12 protein-coding genes and 1 pseudogene are annotated in these 19,790 nt (G+C 67.2%); 11 read left to right on the top strand and 2 right to left on the bottom strand.

What is annotated here, in order from left to right; all coding sequences use genetic code 11:
* Positions 1-48 precede the first annotated feature (48 nt).
* The 6 genes from ICJ04_RS08645 to ICJ04_RS18500 all read left to right on the top strand — a co-directional run bounded on the left by ICJ04_RS08645 (position 49) and on the right by ICJ04_RS18500 (position 12,068).
* Entirely contained in the window at positions 49-4,665 is a 4,617-nt protein-coding gene (locus tag ICJ04_RS08645) for a YadA-like family protein (RefSeq protein WP_188327085.1), read from the top strand.
* Positions 4,666-4,729: 64 nt separating this feature from the next.
* Positions 4,730-5,554 carry an OmpA family protein gene (locus ICJ04_RS08650; protein ID WP_188327086.1) on the top strand — a complete coding sequence of 275 codons (825 nt, stop codon included), beginning with the start codon at positions 4,730-4,732 and terminating at the stop codon, positions 5,552-5,554.
* A gap of 135 nt (positions 5,555-5,689) precedes the next feature.
* Positions 5,690-5,974: a hypothetical protein gene (locus tag ICJ04_RS08655; protein WP_188327087.1), complete on the top strand. Its 285-nt coding sequence runs from the start codon at positions 5,690-5,692 to the stop codon at positions 5,972-5,974.
* A 92-nt stretch (positions 5,975-6,066) separates the two neighbouring features.
* Positions 6,067-6,996 carry a M14 family metallocarboxypeptidase gene (locus ICJ04_RS08660; RefSeq protein WP_188327088.1) on the top strand — a complete coding sequence of 310 codons (930 nt, stop codon included), beginning with the start codon at positions 6,067-6,069 and terminating at the stop codon, positions 6,994-6,996.
* A gap of 143 nt (positions 6,997-7,139) precedes the next feature.
* Positions 7,140-9,119 carry a choline BCCT transporter BetT gene (betT, locus tag ICJ04_RS08665; RefSeq protein WP_188327089.1) on the top strand — a complete coding sequence of 660 codons (1,980 nt, stop codon included), beginning with the start codon at positions 7,140-7,142 and terminating at the stop codon, positions 9,117-9,119.
* 402 nt (positions 9,120-9,521) lie between these two features.
* The gene (locus ICJ04_RS18500) at positions 9,522-12,068 is read left to right on the top strand and encodes a methyl-accepting chemotaxis protein (RefSeq protein ID WP_275138277.1); all 2,547 of its coding nucleotides are present in this window, start codon (positions 9,522-9,524) and stop codon (positions 12,066-12,068) included.
* Between the two features lie 130 nt (positions 12,069-12,198).
* Here the strand turns inward: ICJ04_RS18500 and ICJ04_RS08675 are convergent, their stop codons facing one another.
* Positions 12,199-13,176, bottom strand: coding sequence for a zinc-binding dehydrogenase (locus tag ICJ04_RS08675; protein WP_188327090.1), 978 nt, complete (start codon positions 13,174-13,176; stop codon positions 12,199-12,201).
* Between the two features lie 413 nt (positions 13,177-13,589).
* On the opposite strand from ICJ04_RS08675, the gene ICJ04_RS08680 reads away from it, so the two are divergent.
* The 4 genes and pseudogenes from ICJ04_RS08680 (at position 13,590) to ICJ04_RS08695 (ending at position 17,899) form a co-directional block, all read left to right on the top strand.
* A complete protein-coding gene (locus ICJ04_RS08680) occupies positions 13,590-15,968 on the top strand; it encodes a ribonucleoside-diphosphate reductase subunit alpha (protein WP_188327091.1) in 2,379 nt (792 codons plus the stop codon).
* 97 nt (positions 15,969-16,065) lie between these two features.
* On the top strand, positions 16,066-17,106 hold the full coding sequence (locus ICJ04_RS08685) for a ribonucleotide-diphosphate reductase subunit beta (protein WP_188327092.1): 1,041 nt from the start codon (positions 16,066-16,068) through the stop codon (positions 17,104-17,106).
* Positions 17,087-17,583, top strand: a pseudogene (locus tag ICJ04_RS08690) (flavodoxin). The gene ICJ04_RS08685 and the pseudogene ICJ04_RS08690 overlap by 20 nt, the downstream one beginning before the upstream one ends.
* Entirely contained in the window at positions 17,570-17,899 is a 330-nt protein-coding gene (locus ICJ04_RS08695; RefSeq protein WP_188327093.1) for a thioredoxin family protein, read from the top strand. The pseudogene ICJ04_RS08690 and the gene ICJ04_RS08695 overlap by 14 nt, the downstream one beginning before the upstream one ends.
* 56 nt (positions 17,900-17,955) lie before the next feature.
* On the opposite strand, the gene fabR is transcribed toward ICJ04_RS08695, so the two are convergent.
* Positions 17,956-18,609: an HTH-type transcriptional repressor FabR gene (gene fabR, locus ICJ04_RS08700; RefSeq protein ID WP_188327094.1), complete on the bottom strand. Its 654-nt coding sequence runs from the start codon at positions 18,607-18,609 to the stop codon at positions 17,956-17,958.
* Positions 18,610-18,703: 94 nt separating this feature from the next.
* On the opposite strand from fabR, the gene ICJ04_RS08705 reads away from it, so the two are divergent.
* A complete protein-coding gene (locus tag ICJ04_RS08705) occupies positions 18,704-19,783 on the top strand; it encodes a ferredoxin reductase (protein ID WP_188327095.1) in 1,080 nt (359 codons plus the stop codon).
* Positions 19,784-19,790 lie beyond the last annotated feature (7 nt).

Raw genomic sequence — 19,790 nt, forward strand, 5'->3', positions numbered from 1 at the left:
AGGCAGACCGAATGACTCACGACGCGTCGTCCACGGGGGACTGAACTCATGAATCGTATTTTCCGACTGGTGTGGAGCAAGCAGCTGCGCGCCATGGTCGTGGCCTCTGAACTGGCCACCGGCGCCCACGGCGGCACCTCTTCACTCATCGATCAGCGCCCTGGGCTGCCCGCCCCGGCCACGCTCGCCATTGCCATGGTATTGGCGCTGTGCGCCGGCTCGGCTGCCGCTGCGGAGAACAGCCAGACGATGCGTGATCTGCACGCCCTGGCCGCGAAGTACACACAGCAGGCACCGGTGAAGATCGATGCCGATGCCGCCTTGGCCGTCCTTGCCGGCCAACAGGCGGCACGACCGCTTGTCGACGTCGATGCGAGTGTCAACCTGCGACTTGCGGCCGACCTGCCGATTGTCCGCCACGCGCTGCCCGCGAAGGTGCAGGTCGCAGCGGCGGTGCGGGCAGAGGCATCGGCGGCGAAGCCGGTCATCGCGGCGGGTGCCGTCGCTTCCGTCACCGATCCGCGCCGCGCCGTACCTGCGATGGCAGTGAACGCAGCCGTGCAGGCCGGTGGTGCAGCCGATCAGCCGGCGAGTGGCGTGCAGGCCGTCGTCGCTGCCGCGCTGTCGGATGGCAGAACCGCTACCGGTAGCAGCAACGCCCACGTCGCGGCAGAAGCGGCCGTGCGCCTCGCCGCGAAGGAGGAAGATCCGATTGCGACCGACGTGGTGGTCAATGCCGCCCTGGATGCGGGTCCTGCCGGCGGTGTATCCGTTGCCGCCGACGCCCATGTGCTCGGTGCCGCCGATCGCAACCCGAAGCGGGTCCTCCAGGCATCTGCCAGCGCGCAGGCCAGTGGCTTGAACCTGGGCAACGTGGTGGGCGGTGTCGGCTCGCTGCTGGGCGGCGTCGGCAGTGCAGTGGGCGGACTGGTGCAGGGTGACTTGGGAACGGTGGTGGGCGGCATTGGCGCCGGCGTGGGCGGACTGGTCGGCGGGGTCACCGACGGGCTTGGCCTGAGCGCACCTTCGGCCATTCCGCCGGATAGCCCGAAGGCACCGCGACCGGCCGCGCCGAACACGGGCCTGGTCATCGGCAGCGGTGGCGTGGTCGGTACGCTGTCCACGCTGGTCGGGCCGACGTTGCAGAGTGTGCTGGGCGGCGATGGCTTCGTCCGTAATGGCGGGTTGTCGGTAAGCAGCGCCAACGTGCAGCAGACCTACTCGGTCACCAATGTGCTGGGCCTGCCGGTGGTCAACCTGACCCCGGTCGGCACGTTGCTTGACGGACTGGGTGGCGCCACCACCGGTGGCAGCTCGCACCTGACGCTGATCGGCGGCGTCACCTCTGACAGCTATATCTACAACATCAACAACGGTGACCCGAACGGGCTGCTGGGCCTGCTGCTTCCGGGCCAGGCGCCGGAGTGGGCGGCATCATGCCTGAACGTGCTGGGCGCCGTCTCGGTGGACTGCTGGGCCGTCAATCCGGCGCAGGACTTCCAGGTGCTGATGGGCGATGGCGCCTATGCCAACGGGTCGCGCGAAGTGGTGATCGGCGCCAATGCCAGCCACCGACTGCCGCAGCAGGATGCCAACATTGCCTTCCCCGGCAACGGCATCAATGATCCAGGCAATCCCACCGGCGTGCCGACGGCGGATTACGCCGCACGGATGGGCCACTCGGTGATCGTCGGTGACAGCGCCAGCGGCACCGCCAACGGCCAGGTGTTGCTGGGCGCGGAGGCGACGTCCAGCGAAGCCAACAGTGTCGCGCTGGGTTACCGCTCCAGTGCGTTGCGCGGTGCGCAGGCCAGCTACAACGCCTATGGGCTGGATACCGCACAGGTGTCCAGTGGCGAAGTGTCGGTCGGTTTCGCCGGCGGCGAGCGGCAGATCACCCATGTCGCGGCGGGCAGCCTCGCCAGCGATGCGGTCAACGTGGCACAGCTGCAGGGCGCGGTCGAACTGATCAACGCAGCAGGCGTCATGGCCGTCACGTACGACGATGATGGCACCGGCCTGCCCAACTTCCGCCGTGCCACGCTGGGCGGGGGGACGGGCACGACCACCTTGGCCAACATCGCCGACGGCATGGACGCCAACGATGCGGTGAATGTCAGCCAGCTGGAGGCCATGGAGCAGGGCGCGGTGCGCTATGACGTAGCCGCCGATGACAGCGTGGACTACCGCAGTGCCACGCTGGGGAACGGCAGCGGCACGACCCGGCTGAGCAACCTGGCCGACGGCATGGTTGCCGCGGCCAGCACCGAAGCGGTCACCGGCGCGCAGCTCTCCACTACCAATGATGCGCTGTCGGCGTTCTTCGGCGGCACCACGTCCTATGACCCCGCTACCGCGCTGTTCACTGCGCCGCAGTTCGCCATCACCTCGGTGGCAGCGGACGGCGGGCAGGCAGCAGGCGTGTACGACAATGCCAACGACGCGTTCGACGCGGTCGGCGGATCGCTGGTCAACCTCAACACGCAGATCAGCGACATCCGCAATGGGGAGGCGTCGCGCTTCTTCAAAGTCAATTCGATCGGGGTGGATGCGGCGGCGCCGGGCACGGAGTCGGTCGCCATCGGGGGCGGCGCCAGCGCAATGGCGGGCAATGCCGTGGCCCTCGGTGCGGGCAGCGTGGCGGATCGCGCCGACAGCGTGTCCATCGGCGCGCTGGGTGCCGCGCGCCAGCTGACCAACGTGGCCGATGCCACCGAAAGCAACGATGCGGTCAATCTGGGGCAGCTGCAGGCTTCTGAACAGGGCGCGCTGCGCTACGACATCGCGGCCGATGGCAGCATCGACTACCGCACGGCCACCCTGGGCAACGGCACCGCGACCACGCTGAGCAACCTCGCGGCGGGCGAGGTGGCGGCCACCAGCAGCGAGGCGATCAACGGGGCCCAGTTGTTCGCGGCCAGCCAGTCCGCCGCAACGCATCTGGGCGGGGGCGCCGGCGTGGATGCGACGGGTGGCATCACGGCCCCGACCTATACGCTCAACAGCGTGGCGGTTGACGGTTCCGTCAGCAGCGGCGACTACAACGATGTGGGTAGCGCCTTCGACGCGGTGAGTACCTCACTCGCCAATGTCGCCGACAAGACCGACACCGTGGACCGGCTGGCCGTGAAGTACGACGCCGATGCCTCCGGCAACGCGAGCAACGCCATCACCCTGGCCGGTGACGGCAGCGGTGGCGCGGTGCAGCTGGGCAACCTGGCCGACGGCAGCATCGGCGCGGGCAGCCGGCAGGCGGTGACCGGCAACCAGTTGTTCGCCACCCACCAGACCGTCGCCAACTACTTCGGAGGTACGACCGTGTATGACGGCGCAACCAATACCTGGACCGCACCGACGTTCCGCATCTCGTCCATCGCCACCGATGGGTCGGTGGTTGGCAGCGACTACGGCAATGTCACCGTCGCGTTCTCTGCCGTGGACTCGTCGCTGCAGAACATCAACCAGCGCATCGACACCATCGGCGGCGGCGGAAGCGCGTTCCTCGCGGTCAACTCGAGCAAGTCCGGCGCCACCGCCGCAGGCACCGACGCGGTAGCCGTGGGGCCGCAGGCCAGTGCGGCCGGGACGGCCAGCGTGGCGATCGGCGATGGCGCCAGCGCGGCGGCCGACAACAGCGTGGCCCTCGGTGCCGGATCGGTCGCCGCGACGGGAGCGCAAGCCGGCTACACCGGGGCGTTCGGTGCCGCAGGCAGCAGCAGCTCGGCGGGTGAAGTGTCGCTCGGCAGCACCGGCAGCGAGCGGCAGCTCACCCATGTGGCCGATGGATCGGCGCGCTACGACGCGGTGAACGTCGGCCAGCTGCAGAACGGTGTGCAGTACGCTATCGACGAGTCCAGGAGCTACACCGACCAGCAGATCACCAACATCAACAACGGCAGCGCCGGGATGTTCCAGGTGAACAACTCGCAGGCGCTGGCCAATCCGTCGGCGAGCGGCAGCAACGCTGCCGCCGGTGGCGCAGGCGCCAACGCCGCCGGGGCGAATGCCACGGCATTGGGCAACGGCGCGCAGGCACAGGCAGACAACACGGTTGCGCTGGGTGCGGGGTCGGTCGCGAACCGCGCCAACACGGTGTCGGTGGGCAGCGCGGGGGCGGAGCGGCAGATCGCCAACGTGGCCGACGGCAGCCAGGCCACCGATGCGGTGAACGTCCGCCAACTGCAGGCCTCGCAACAGGGCACGATCCGCTACGACAGCACCACCAGCGGCGCCACCGATTTCAGCAGCGTCACCTTGGGCCAGGCGGGCAGTGGCCCGACCCAGGTCCGCAACGTGGCGGCCGGCTCGGCGGGCACGGATGCGGTCAACGTCGATCAGCTCCGCAGCGGCATGTCGCAGACGCTGGACTGGTCGAAGGCATACACAGACGAACGCATCGACAGCTTCGACCGCAACCTGAAGCGCACCGACGACCGTGCGTCGGCCGGCGTCGCATCGGCCATGGCGGTGGCTGCATTGCCGCAGCCCAGTGAGGCCGGCCGCAGCATGGCCTCCTTCGCGGCGGGCAGCTTCAACGGCGAGTCGGGCATGGCACTGGGCATTTCCGGCGTCTCCGATGGCGGGCGCTGGATCTACAAGTTCAGCGGGTCGACCAACACCCGCGGCGACGGCGGTGTCGCCATGGGTGCCGGCATCCAGTGGTAACTGCACCGGCTCGGCCGACCCTGCGTCGGCCGGCACCGGTATCGCTTCATACAGGGGGAACCAGATGAACAGATCACTCCATCACGCTCACGCCGTGCGCTGCATGCTCGCGGCAGTGGCCCTGGGCCTTGCTGCCCTCACCGGCTGCCGCAGCCATGCGACGGCGGGTGCCGACAGCATGGCCTTTCCGCCGCCCGCCAAGGCGTCGTTGAAAGAGGGCGTCTTCGCCGATCCGGCCGACCTGCGGCGCTTCTCGCCCGGCATGAGCAAGCGGCAGCTGTACGCCCTTCTGGGCACGCCGCATTTCAACGAAGGCATGTGGGGCGTACGCGAGTGGAACTACCTGTTCAATTTCCGCATGCCACAGGGTGGCGAATACTTCACGTGCCAGTTCCAGGTGCGCTTCGATGACAAGGGCGTCGCCCAGGGCGGCTACTGGAAGCCACAGTCGTGCGCGGCGCTGGTCGAGCCGCCGACGGTGCCGGCTGCAGCAGCCCAGCCCGCCGCGTTGCCGCGTGAACCCCTGCGCCTTTCGGCCGACGCGCTGTTCGCGTTTGACAGTGCAGCGCTCAGCGCGGCAGGTCGGCAGGCGGTGGACGGGGTGGTGGGCCAGGTGCAACGCGCCAGCCGGGTCCAGCACATCGACGTGGTGGGCTATTCCGATCGTATCGGAACGACTGCCTACAACCTGGACCTGTCGCGGCGCCGCGCCGATGCGGTGCGCAGTGCCTTGGTGGAAGGCGGTGTGGACCCCACGGCCATCCGGGCCGACGGGCGCGGCGATGCCGAGCCCCTGGTCCAGTGCGCGCAGCGAAGCCACGCGCAGCTGATCGCGTGCCTGGCGCCCAACCGACGGGTGCAGATATCCGGCCGTGCGCGGATGGACTGACCGATCTCTTTCCGTGACGTGCTGTCGGCACGCTCACTTCCCGTGTCCCCCTGGTTCTCCGGCACGCGCGGCAGCGTCTCCCCCGTCCAGCCCGCGCGTGCCGGTGAGCCAGTTCTTTCTTCCAGCAGGAAATCCATGAACGCACAACTGGCCATGAAGACCCAGACCACGATCAGCCTGTACGGGCAGCTCGGCAATCATGCGGTCGTGCGTCTGCCCGGTCGCCGCCACCCCGGGTTGATCGTGCAGTCCGATACCGTGGCGGGGTTCATCGCGCAGTTGCAGGAGGCACAGGTGTCACTGCGCAGCGGACGCACCCAGCGGGCCGAGGCCGAGATGGCCCTGCTGATCGAGGTATTGCAGGACTGGTATGCGCAGATTGAAGGCCGCCTGGCCGATGCCGGCGAGGCCATGGGGTAGGGCGGGCGACACACGGGCCCAGCACGGTGGCCGACAGGGGCACAGCGTGCGGTGTTAAAATCACGCCTGATTCCTGCTGCCGCGAGACCATCATGTCGCCTGAAGCGTTCTATCCCGTGGGTACACCGGGTCAGCCCTGGGGCGAAGCCGAACGTGCGCAGTGGCGTGCACGCCAGCAGCGGCTGCGGCGATTCGACGACGACGTGCTGCCGCGGATCGATGCCCTGTCGTCGCGCTTCGAACGCGTGCAGTACGGTGCGTTGGACTACGCCGGGGACCGCTATCCGCTGCTCGCGCTGCGCAGCCAGCCATGGGATCCGGCCCTGCCGGCGGCGCTGGTGACTGGTGGCGTGCACGGCTATGAAACCAGTGGCGTGATGGGGGCACTTGAGTTTCTTGAGCAGCGCGCCGCCGACTACGCCGGCCGCATCAATCTGCTGGTGATTCCCTGCGTCAATCCGTGGGGCTATGAGCGCATCAACCGGTGGAACTTCGATGCGATCGACCCGAACCGCAATTTCCGCGCGGATGGCCCTGCACGTGAATCCACGGCGGTGGTCGAGCTGGTGGCACCGCTGAAGTCACAGTTCGTGCTGCACATCGACCTGCATGAGACCACGGACAGCGACGAGAGCGAGTTCCGCCCCGCGGTCGCTGCACGCGATGGCAAGCCCTTCGAGCCGGGCCTGATCCCCGATGGCTTCTATCTGGTGGATGACACCGAAAACCCGCAGCCGGCGTTCCAGCAGGCGGTGATCCGCGCGGTGGAGCAGGTCACCCACATCGCGCCGGCCGACGCCCAGGGCGAGATCATCGGCTCAAAGGTGGTGTCACACGGGGTGATCGAGTACCCGCTGGTGGCGCTGGGCCTGTGTGCGGGCATCACCGGGGCGCGTTTCACCACCACCACCGAGGTGTATCCGGACAGTCCGCGGGCGACCGCACAACAGTGCAACGACGCCCAGGTAACGGCGGTCACGGCGGCGTTGGACCACGCGCTCGGCCAGGTCGCCGGTGGGTGACGTACGGCAATGTGACGCAATTAACTGACGTAACCAGCCGAAACCGCGCCTAAAGCGCGGTTTTTGCCATTCTTCATGCAGAATCCATGGCAGCTCCGCCATCATGGTACGGATATCCCACTGATTCGGAGCAGGTCGCTTTCATGGAAGCACTGGAGCCACAACATACCCCGGTGCGGACCCTGCGGCCCGTCTTCGCCATCGCGTCGATCATCGTCGTGGCGTTCGCCGTCTTCGTCAGCGTGTACCCGCTCGGCGCGGGGCGCATGCTGCTGCAGGCGCAGGACTGGGCCTCGTCGAACGTAGGCTGGTACTACCTGCTGGCGATGACGCTGTACCTGGTCTTCGTCGTCGTCGCTGCGCTGTCGCCGTACGGCAACATCAAGCTGGGCGCTGACCATGACGAGCCGGAGTTCAGCTATCTGTCGTGGGCCGGCATGCTGTTCGCCGCCGGCATCAGCATCACCCTGTTCTTCTTCTGCGTGTCCGAGCCGCTGACCCACTTCATGCAGCCACCGCAGGGCGGCGGGCCGGCCGGAGAGGCCGGTGCACGCCAGGCCATGTCGGTGCTGTTCCTGCACTGGGGCCTGCACGGCTGGGGCGTGTTCGCCCTGGCGGCGATGGCGATGGCCTACTTCGCCTACCGGCACAACCTTCCGCTGGCCCTGCGCTCGGCGCTGTATCCGCTGATCGGCAACCGCATCAACGGGCCGATCGGCTATACCGTGGATGCCCTGGGGATCGTGGCCACGGTGTTCGGCTTGGGCGCGGACATGGGGTTCGGCGTGCTGCACCTCAATGCCGGCCTGTCGCACCTGTTCGATGTCCCGCATGCGCATTGGGTGCAGATCACCCTGGTCGTGGTGATGATGGGTGCCGCGGTCGCGGTGGCCGTGACCGGCGTGGAGAAGGGCGTCCGCCTGATGTCCAACGTCAACATGCTGCTGGCGATCGCGCTGGTGCTGTTCATGCTGTTTGCCGGGCCGACCCAGTACCTGCTCGGCACGTTGATGCAGAACGTCGGTGACTATCTGGGCAGCGTGGTCGGCAAGAGTTTCGATGTCTACGCCTACGGCGGACGACCCGGCTGGATGGGCAACTGGACGGTGTTCTACTGGGCGTGGTGGATCGGCTGGTCGCCGTTCGTGGGCCTGTTCATCGCGCGTATCTCGCGTGGCCGCACCATCCGCCAGTTCGTGTTCGGGGTGCTGCTGATTCCGCTGGGCTTCACGCTGGCGTGGCTGTCCATCTTCGGCAACAGCGCACTGGACCAGGTCCTGCATCACGGACAATCGCAGTTGGCGCAGTTGGCCATCGATGACCCGCCGACCGTACTGTACGCCCTGCTGGACACGTATCCGTGGAGCCGGGTGGTGATCGCGGTGACGGTGTTCGTGAGCTTCATCTTCTTCGTCACCTCGGCCGACTCCGGTGCGGTGGTGCTGTCGACCCTGTCCTCGCACGGGGGTGCGCCGGAAGACGATGGCCCACGCTGGCTGCGCGTGTTCTGGGGCGCAGTGACCGCCGTGGTCACCGCGGGCCTGCTGCTGGCCGGCAACATGGACGCCCTGAAGTCAGCGGTGGTGCTGGCTTCGCTGCCGTTCTCCGCCGTGCTGCTGCTGATGATGTGGGGGCTGATGCGGTCATTCGCCGATGAGGGCCATCGCAAGCGGGCGCTGCAGTACCGTGCCTCGCCGCTGGTCGGAGCCAGCAGGCACCATCAGGGTTGGCGCCAGCGGCTGGGGCAGGCGGTCAACTTCCCGGTGCGCGACCAGGTCTACCGCTTCATGGATGACGATGTGAAGCCGGCGATGGAGGATGTAGCCGAGCAGCTGCGCGGGCAGGGCTGGGACGTCTCGACCCGCTTCGACTCGGGTGACATGGAGCTGGCGGTGGACCACGGTGAGCAGCAGGATTTCCAGTACCGGGTCATCCTGACCGGCTACCGGGTACCGTCCTTCGCCTCGCACCAGGCACGCAACAGTCGCTACTACCGCGCCGAGGTGCACCTGTACGAAGGCAGCCAGGACTACGACCTGGTGGACTACAGCCGCGAGCAGATCATCAACGACATCATCAGCCAGTACGAGCGGCACGTGCAGTTCCTGCACCTGAGCCGCTGACGCGCCACGGGGTGCGGGGTGCGGGCAGGGCAGCGTGCCGCCGGGAGCGCCGCGCGGCGCGCTCGCCGAGCATGGCTCGGCGCTACCGCCCCCGGCGCGCGGTTCGCGCCACGATTCTGCGAGAGGCCGTTGTAGCGCCGAGCCATGCTCGGCGGGATGCCGGCAGCGCCGAAGCGGGAGGCCGTTGTAGCGCCGAGCCACGCTCGGCGAGATGCCGCCAGCGCCGAAGCGGGATGCCGTTGTAGCGCCGAGCCACGCTCGGCGGGATGCCGGCAGCGCCGAAGCGGGAGGCCGTTGTAGCGCCGAGCCACGCTCGGCGGGATGCCGGCAGCGCCGAAGATGGTCAAGAAAGTGCCACGCAGGTCGATAGAGAGGCTGTCCGCCCCCCTTCCGAGCCTCACGATGCGCGCCGTCTCCCCCTCACCCCGCTCCCCCCGCCGACCCAGCGTGGCCCGCCGCCTGATGCTGGGCACCGGCCTGCTGGCCCTGGCCTGCTTCGGCTTCACCGCCGTCATCAGCTACTGGCGCAGCAGTGATGCGCTGCTGGAAAGCGCCCAGGCACGGCTGAAGGACCTGTCCGGCCAGGAAGCGCAGCGCATCGCCGCCGAGATCGCAGTGGCTGCCGACACCGGCACGTCACTGGCCAACAGCTTCCGCGTGCAGCGCACCTTGGGCAGCCTGGACCGGACGGCCGCCGACGCGGTGATCCGGGCCCAGCTCGAGGCGCATCCGCAATGGCTCGGCATGGGCACGCTGTGGGAGCCGGACGCGTTCGATGGCAAGGATGCGGACTTCGTCGGCAGCGAGGGCCACGATGACAGCGGTCGCTTCATGACGTGGTGGGCCTGGCAGAGCGGTACCCTGGTGCGCGAACCGTTGAGGGACTACGAGAAGCCCGGTGACGGCGACTGGAACCTCAAGCCGCGCGAGACCCGCGCCCAGGCCGTGGTGGAGCCGTATTACTACCCCGTGGCCGGCAAAGACACCTTGATGACCACGGTGGCGACGCCGATCCTCGAAGGCGATCGCTATCTGGGTGTGGTGACCGTCGACTTCACCCTGGCCGCGCTGCAGGCGCGCATCGCCGCGATGCGCCCGATGGACGTGGGGCATGCCACGCTGCTGTCGCCGGCCGGTTCGGTGATGGCCAGCCGCAACGCAGCGGACGTCGGCAAGGTCCGCGACGATGCCGCCACCCGCGCGATGCTGGCCGCCGTGGCCAAGGGGGAAACGGTGAGCGGTGAGGTCGACTTCAATGGTGAAAAAGAGCTGCAGGTGTTCGTGCCGCTGCGCGTGGGCTCTGCGCCGCAGGTCTTCGCGCTGGGTATTTCGGTGCCTGCCTCGCACGTGATGGCGCAGGCCCGGGAACTGCTGTGGGTGATCGTGGCCGTGGGCCTGTTGTCGGCGTTGCTGCTGAGCGCCGCGCTGTATCTGTTGCTGCAGCGGCTGGTCTTGAAGCCGCTGGCGGAGGCGGAGCATGTCTCGGCGGCCGTTGCCGAAGGCAAGCTGGACAGCCGCATCAGCGTGGTGCGTGATGATGAAGTGGGGCGCCTGCTGGGCGCGATGGGCAGCATGCAGGACCAGCTGCGCGCCGTCATCACTGCCCAGTCGGAACTGGCCGAGCGGCATGATGAGGGACAGATCAGCTACCGGCTGGACGCGGCGGCATTCCCCGGTGAGTACGGTCGCATGATCGCCGGTACCAACGCGTTGGTGGCCGGCCACGTGGCGGTGCAGCAGCGCCTGGTGCAGGTGATGGCCTGCTACGCCGTGGGCGACATGAGTGCGGACATGGAAGACCTGCCGGGCGAGAAAGCACTGATCAGCGCTGCCATGCGCGATACCAAGGCCAACCTGCAGGCCATCAACACACAGATCCTGCAGTTGGCGCACGCCGCGGCGGCGGGTGACTTCACCCAGCGTGGCGATGCTTCGCGCTTCTCGCATGACTTCCGCGGCATGGTGGAAGGGCTCAACACCCTCATGCAGACCACTGACGCCAACCTGGCGGAGCTTTCGCGGCTGCTGCAGGCGATCGCCCGCGGTGACCTGACGGCGCGGATGGAGGGCGATTTCCACGGCGTCTTCGCGCAGATGCGCCGTGATGCAGATACCACGGTGGAACAGCTGACACGCATCGTCGGCGGCATCCAGCAGGCCAGTGCGATGATCAACACGGCGGCCGGCGAGATCGCGGCGGGCAACGATGACCTGTCGCAGCGCACCGAACAGCAAGCTGCCAGTCTGGAAGAAACGGCGGCGTCGATGGAAGAGCTGACCTCCACCGTGCGCCAGAACGCCGACCATGCGCGCCAGGCCAACCAGCTGGTGCAGGGCACGGCCGGGGTAGCGTCACAGGGCGGCGAGGTGGTGGCGCAGGTGGTGCAGACGATGAGTGGCATCGAAGTGTCGTCGCGGCGCATCGCCGAGATCATTTCGGTGATCGATGGCATCGCCTTCCAGACCAACATCCTGGCGCTCAACGCGGCCGTGGAAGCGGCACGGGCGGGCGAGCAGGGGCGGGGATTTGCCGTCGTCGCAACCGAGGTGCGTGCGTTGGCGCAGCGTTCGGCCACGGCCGCGCGCGAGATCAAGGGCCTGATCGATGACTCCGTGGAGCAGGTGGAGCAGGGCGCGACGCTGGTACGGCAGGCGGGCAGCACGATGCAGGAAATCGTCAGCTCGGTGCACCGGGTGACCGACATCATGGCCGAGATCTCCGCCGCCTCGCAGGAACAGAGCGCGGGCATCGAACAGGTCAGCCAGACCGTGGTGCAGATGGACGAAGCTACCCAGCAGAATGCGGCCCTGGTGGAAGAGGCGAACGCGGCCGCGCGTTCGCTGGAAGAGCAGTCGCACGAACTGCAACAGGCGGTGGCGATCTTCCGCCTGCGCGGTACCGCTGGCACGGCGAACGTGCCCAGGCGTGTAGTCGCCGAACCGGCGTGAGGTTTCCGGGCTGACGGCCAGCGGGCGTAGCGCAGGATGCGCCGCGCGGTGCGCTCGCCGAGCATGGCTCGGCGCTATCACAGCTCCCGGAGACGGTAGCGCCGCGCCATGCTCGGCGAGACAGACGCGATTACGGGCGCAGCAGCACCTTGCCGGTGCGCCCGGACGCCAGACTGGCCGCTGCCGCGTCGGCAATGTCATCCAACGAGAACACCGCCTGCACCGGCAACTGCAGCTCGCCCGCCGCCGCGCGCTTCAGCAGTTCGCCCACCAGCCGCTTCTTGTCGTCCACGGCCATCGCCTGGCTGACCTTGCTGCCCCAGAAGCCTTTGACGGTGGCCTGCTTGAAGATCACATCGCCCGACGGGATCTGCATCGGTTCGCCGGTCATCGAACCAAACGACACCAATGTGCCGCCCTCGCCGAGCAGGCCCAGCAGCTCGCCGCTGGCCGTGCCACCAATCGAATCCACGGCCGCCGCGGCCAATGCCTCGCCGAGCAGGCCACGCACCGCGTCCTGCCAACCGTCCGACGTCGTGGACACGACATGCGGGATGCCCATGGCCTCCAGCTCCGCTACGCCATCGTCGCGGCGGACCAAGTTGACGACGTTCACGCCGCGCGCCTTGGCCAGCATGGCCAGGCTCTTGCCCACTGCACCGTTGGCGGTGTTCTGCACGATCCACTGGCCGCGCTCCACCTTGAGGAATTCCAGCAGCATCAGCGCGCTCAGCGGCATCGCGATCAGCTGTGCGGCGACTTCGTCGCTGATGCTGTCCGGCATCGGGATGACCATCCGTTCGGGCGCGATGAACGCCTCGGCCCAGGTGCCGTGCACCGATGCAGCGGCGACGCGCTGGCCGATCTTCAAACCTTCGACGCCCTGGCCCAGCGCATCGATGGTGCCCAGGCCCTCGCTGCCGCCAATGGCCGGCAGGGTGGGCTTGTAGCCGTACTTGCCGCGGACCGTCCACAGATCGTGGTTGTGGATGGGCGCGAGCACGGTGCGGATGCGGACTTCGCCCGGGCCGGGCTCGGGCAGGTCATGATCTGCGGCGGACAGGACGGATGTCGGGTCGCCGAAACTGGCGTGGAGGGCAGCGCGCATGGTGAGTCCTTGGTACGTAGAAACAGAGGGACAGCGTGCCACCCATCCCTGCAACAGCAGGTCAACGCAGGCTGCGACCTATCGTCGCAACGCCGGAAAATCGCTCATCTTGTGTTGACGGCATTGGCCAAGCCCACTATGTTGTGGCTGTCACTCCCGGTCAGCCGCCGCCGCCGGACGCAACCTCTACGTCCCGCGGCCAGCCTCCCCTGAAGCTTTCCGTGTCGACGCGGCCGCCACCATGCGGACGCAGGTCGCCCCCACGGTCCGGATACCGGCCGCAGGCGCAGGCAACAGCCGACGATCTCCGTTCCCGCGCGATGGCATCACACCCGACTTCCTCGTGCGCCGGTATCGCGTGCGGGGTTCCATGGCCACACCCGGGTCCCGCGGTGTGCCAGGAGAGCTGGACCATGACAGACACCCCCTACCGCGCGGCCGCCCCGGCCAGCGCCAGCGACGCCGTGCACGCCACTGGCGAGTCCATCACCACGTGGATCACCAAGGAAGCAGGAAATCGCAAGCTGCCCTTCGATCCGCTGCGCCTGGACCGCAGCATCGACCGGATCCAGCATGATCTGCCGATGCTGGACGTTGCCGGCTTCCGCCGCAGCGTGCATTCCATCGTCGAGCGCAAGCCCCGCATCAGTGCGGATGACCTGGTCGACCTGATGATCCGGGAAGCGGAATCGCGGGTCGACGTGGTGGCCCCTGAGTGGGAGCAGTTCGCCGCGCGCCTCTATCTGGCGCGGTTGTACAAACGCGCCGCACGCAACCGCTTCTACGATGCCGGCCTCAAATACGGCTCGTACGTCGGGTTGCAGGAAAGCCTGGCTGATCGCGGGGTGTACAGCAACGACATCCTGCGCTGCTATTCGAAGGAGGAGCTGCAGCAGGCGGGCGCGATGATCGACCCGCAGCGCGACGCCTTGTTCGCCTACAACGGGCTGTACCTGCTGGCGACACGCTACCTCGCCACCGACACCTCGCGCGAGGTGTATGAACTGCCGCAGGAGCGCTGGCTGACCATCGCGCTGTACCTGATGCAGAACGAGGGCGGAACGGGGCAGGGCGGACGCAGCCGCCGCATGCAGCTGGTGGGCGAGGCGTACTGGGCCCTGTCCCATCTGTACATGACCGTCGCCACGCCTACCTTGGCCAACGCCGGCAAGACCGGTGGCCAGCTCTCGAGCTGCTTCATCGATACCGTCGACGACAGCCTGCAGGGCATCTATGACTCCAACACCGACATCGCGCGCGTCTCCAAGCATGGCGGCGGCGTAGGCGCCTACATGGGCTATGTGCGCAGCAGCGGTGCACCGATCCGCGGGGTGGCGAACTCCTCCGGTGGCGTTGTGCCCTGGATCAAGCAGCTCAACAACACGGCGGTGTCGGTCGATCAGCTGGGGCAACGCAAGGGCGCCGTGGCGGTGTACCTGGATATCTGGCACCGCGATATCGAGGCGTTCCTCGACCTGCGACTGAACAACGGCGACCAGCGCCTGCGCGCGCACGATGTGTTCACTGCGGTGTGCGTCCCGGACCTGTTCATGGAGGCAGTGGAGCGCCGTGCGGACTGGTATCTGTTCGATCCGCATGAAGTAAAGCAGGCCAAAGGCTGGTACCTGCAGGACTTCTTCGACGAAACGCGCGGGCAAGGCAGTTTCCGTGACCGCTACGCGGAACTGGTCGCCGACGAGCGCATCAGTCGCCGCACCGTGCGTGCGATCGATCTGTTCAAGCGGATCATGCTCAGCCAGCTGGAAACCGGCAACCCGTTCCTGTTCTACCGCGACGAGGTCAACCGGCGGAACCCCAACAAGCACTGCGGCATGGTGTATTCCAGCAATTTGTGCACCGAGATCCTGCAGAACATGAGCCCGACGCGGATGATCCAGGAGATCGTCAGCGGCGACCAGATCGTGACCACCCGGCGTGCCGGTGACTTCGTTGTCTGCAACCTCTCCTCGATCAACCTCGGCCGCGCCATCAGGGCGGCGGACGACCTGCTGGCAAGCGACGTATTGGAGCGGCTGATCCCCATCCAGGTCCGCATGCTGGACAACGTGATCGATCTGAACGTGCTGCCGGTGCCGCAGGCCACCATCACCAACCGACGCTATCGCGCGATCGGCCTGGGCACCTTCGGTTGGCATCATCTGCTGGCGCAGCAGGCCATCCAGTGGGACAGCCCGGATGCCGAGACGTTGGCAGACACCCTCTACGAACGCATCAATTTCCTCACCATCCAGGCCAGCACACAACTGGCGGCAGAGAAGGGCAGCTACCCGATGTTCCGTGGCAGCGACTGGGACACCGGCGCCTACTTCCGTGACCGCGGCTATGACAGTAATGCGTGGCAGACGCTCGCCGCCGACGTGTCCCGGCAGGGGCTGCGCAACGGCTGGTTGCTGGCGGTAGCGCCGAACATGAGCACCGCTCAGATCGCCGGGTCGACCGCGTCCATCGATCCCATCTACAGCGCGTTCTATTACGAAGAAAAGAAGGACTTCCGGCGACCCGTCGCGGCACCCGGCCTGTCCCTCGACACCTGGCCTTACTACGAAAAGGGCGCCTACAAGGTGAACCAGTTCGCCAGTGTGCGGCAGAACGCGCGGCGCCAGCGCCACGTGGACCAGGGCATCAGCTTCAACCTGTACGTGCCCAGCAGCATCCGCGCCAGCACGTTGCTGGAGCTGCACCTGGCTGCGTGGCGGCAGGGCCTCAAAACCACGTACTACGTGCGCTCCAATGACATCGACATCAGCGAATGTGAGTGGTGTTCCAGCTGATCGTCGTGACAGGCGTTGGCCGCCCAGCGAACGGCCGATGCAACCGATCAACCGCCGCCGGGCAGGGCCCGGCGCTACCGGAACAACAGGAATCCCCATGGCAACCCCGCTGGACCGCATCCGCATCCTCGAACCGCGCCACCCCAACCGCAGCACCGGCATCATCAACGGTCGCACGAGCGGCATCCTCAATTGGAACGATATCCCGTACCCCTCGTTCTACCGGGCCTACAAGGAGCTTTCGACCAACTTCTGGATTCCCGACGAAGTGGACATGAAGCAGGACGCGCGCCAGTACGCTGAGCTGTCCGGTCGCGAAAAGAATGCGTATGACAGCATCATCGGCCTGCTGGCCACGCTGGACTCACCGCAGACGCGCTTCATCTACAACGTGGCCGAGTACATCACTGATCCTGCCGCGCATGCCAACGCCGCGATCATCGGCCAGCAGGAAGTGATCCATAACGAGAGCTACAGCTACGTGCTCGCATCGATCACCGACCTGTCCAACCAGAACCGGGTGTTCGAGATCGCGCGTACGCATCCCACCATCATCAAGCGCAACGCGCCGATCATGGAATCGTATGATGACTTCCTGCGCGAGAAGTCCGCAGAGACGCTGTTGAAGGCGCTGATCCAGTCCTCGATCCTGGAAGGCATCAACTTCTATTCGGGGTTCGCGTTCTTCTACAACATGGTCCGCCAGAACCGCATGAACGGTACCGGCAAGATCATCAGCTTCATCAACCGCGATGAGCTGGCGCATACCAAGTTCATCAGCGAACTGATCCGCGCGATCGTCGGCGAGAACCCGAGTCTGCAGGGGGATGCGCTGACCGCCTACGTACACGACGCCTTCGCCCACGCCATCGAGCTGGAAACGCAGTGGAGCGGCGAAGTCCTGGACGGCATCGACGGCATCGACGTGGATGAGATGGTGCGCTACGTGAAGTACCGCGCCAACAAGATGGCCGGGATGCTCGGCATCGAGCGCTTGTACAGCGATGCCAGCGACAACGTGATGCCGTGGATCAAGGCGTATGCGGACAACTTCACCGAGACCAAGACCGACTTCTTCGAGATGCGCAATGCCAGTTACAAGAAGACCAACCTCGACAATGGATTCGACGACCTGTGAGCAGACGCGCCCCTTGCGGTTGCTTCTGGTGGTCGCCTCGCTCAGCGGCAACACCCGCGAGTTGGCCCGCATGATCGCCTGCCGCGGCCAGCAGGTAGGCCATGCGGTGCACTGGCAGGAGGCGGAGCAGGGGGCCGCCTCGCCGCCGCTGCAGGTCGACGAAGCGGATCTGCTGGTGCTGGGCTGCTGGACGGACAACGCGGGCAGGACGCCGGCCGAGATGAAGGCATGGATCGCGCGCATGGTGGAGAGCGGAAAGCGACCTCGCCAGGTCGCTGTGTTCGGCACCGGCGAGACGCAGTGGGGGGGGACTATTACTGCGGGGCGGTCCATCGGCTCATCCGTTACTTCGACAGCCCGCACCCGGCGCTGACCGTGGAACAGATGCCACAGCGCACGCACGATGCCACGCGGGTGGCGCAGTGGATGGACACCGTCCTGGGCGGCCTGGAGAGCGCGCGCCATGCAGATCATTGAGGCCGGCACGACAGACCACTTCCATCAGGTGGTGGCCACGCACCCCCGGCTGCTGGTGGACTTCCATAAAGACCAGTGCCCCGGTTGCCGCATGTTGGCGCTTTCCCTGCAACGGGTGGCAGGCACGGCCGTCGGGCAGGGGGTGGTGCTGCTGCGCGCACAGCTGGAGGTGCTGGGCGAGCCCTTCTTCAAGGCGCTGGCGCTGCGGCAGACACCTACCCTGATCCTCTTCCGTGACGGTGGCGAAGTGGCGCGGTTGGCGGGCTACCAGACCCCGGTCCAGATCGAGGCGGCGATCGCCCGATTTCTCGGGTAGTGACGGCCGCTGGCCGTCAATGCAGGCGGACGGCCAGCGGCCGTCACTACCGCGGTTCAGCGCTTGCGGCGGAAGGCGGCCGGTGTGCGTGCGCCGACGATGATCATGCGGACCATCGTGGAGATCTCTTCGATCAGCTCGGCGTCTTTCTCCGGTGGCATGTCCATCGCGCTTGCGCCCATGGCGAATACCAGCCGGGTGATCGCCTTGGACGCCAGTTGCGGTGCGTGCAGGCGCACTCCGTCCATGGCCGCCAGCCGGACCAGATCGACCTGCAGTTCGTCTTCGAAATACTGCAGCTCGCGTTCGACGGCGTGCTTGAAGTCATCGGAGCCGACCGCGCCTTCGCGCAACAGCACGTGCAGCAGCTTGTCGTCCGCGCGGAGCTGCTCCATGAAGGTTTCCACCGACACCCCGACCACGCTGCTCGCCGACGTCGTGGCGCGGCGGCGGGCCTGGCCGATGATGGTGCGCAGCGAGCGGCCCGCCAGGTCGATCAACGCAATGGACAACTCGTCCATGTCGCGAAACTGACGGTAGAAGCTGTTCGGGGCGATGCCGGCCTCACGCGCGACCTCGCGCAGGCTGAGGGTGGACAGGCTGCGGTGCGGTCCGATCAACGCCAGCGCCGCGATGATCAGATCCTCGCGGGTCACCGTACGGCGGACCGGCGTGGTGTCTTCAGGCGGAGGCGTGACGATGGGGGGCATGGGGCAACCGGGTGGACGTAGCGTGAATCATACCTGATCCGGGTTGGTATACACCTGTATACACAGCTGTGTGCGCGGACGTATAGTTCACTCCATGAACGCTGCCATCCGTCCTGTCCCGGTTACCCGCCCGTCGCGGATGTCCCCGCAACGCTGGATGCCGCCTGCCTTGTTCGATTTCTGGGCAGGCAAGCTCAACCCCTTGTGGACCCTGCGCCAGCCGCTGGCCCGCCTGGTCCGGCGCGAGCCGGCGGGCGAGGGCGCGTGCACGCTGGTGCTGCAGACCAACCGCCACTGGCGCGGCATGCAGCCGGGCCAGCACGTCGCGTTGAGCGTGGAGATGGACGGTCGGCTGCTGCAGCGCAGCTACAGCCCGACCCGGCTGGGCCCGCGCGAGCTGTCGATCACCGTGAAGGCCGTCGACGGCGGGCGGGTGAGCCAGTATCTGGTGCACCAGGCCACGCCCGGCACGGTGTTCCCGATCGGCACTGCGTTCGGTGAGTTCGTCGCGCCAACCGCCGCTCCGCTGCTGCTTCTTGCCGCAGGCAGTGGCATCACGCCGATGCGCAGCCTGCTGCGCGGGTTGTCGGCGCGCCCGCTGGCTGCTCCGGTGGACCTGTATTACTGGGAGCGCAGCCACGCCGCTATCAATTTCCGCGAAGAGCTGCAGGCGCTGGCCGCAGCAGATCCGCAGCTGCACGTGCACCTGCTGGCGACCCGCGAGGGCACCACGCCCGCCGCACGCATCGACACCATCGCGTTCGACGCGCTGGGTGATGTGCCGCTGGCGCAGCGCCAGGTGCTGGCGTGTGGCCCGGACGGCTTCGTCAGTGCGGCACGGGCGCGGCTGCTGCACCACGTTGCGGGCTTCCAGTCCGAAGCGTTCACGCCGCCCGCGACCGATACCACCGCCGTCGGCGAGGTGCAGCTGACCCTGGCGCGCAGTGGCCGCACGCTGACGGTGCCGCGCGGCAAGGCGTTGCTGGACAGCCTGGAAGCGCACGGCCTCAAGCCCAAGCACGGTTGCCGCATGGGCATCTGCAACAGCTGTACCTGCGTCCGCGCCAGCGGCGCCACGCGACATCTGCGCACCGGCGAGGCACAGGACGAACCGGCGATGCCGGTGCGTATCTGCGTCAGCGCGCCGACCACCGACCTGGTCCTGGATCTCTGAGGAACAC

The organism is Stenotrophomonas sp. 169, assembly GCF_014621775.1.
GTDB lineage: Bacteria > Pseudomonadota > Gammaproteobacteria > Xanthomonadales > Xanthomonadaceae > Stenotrophomonas.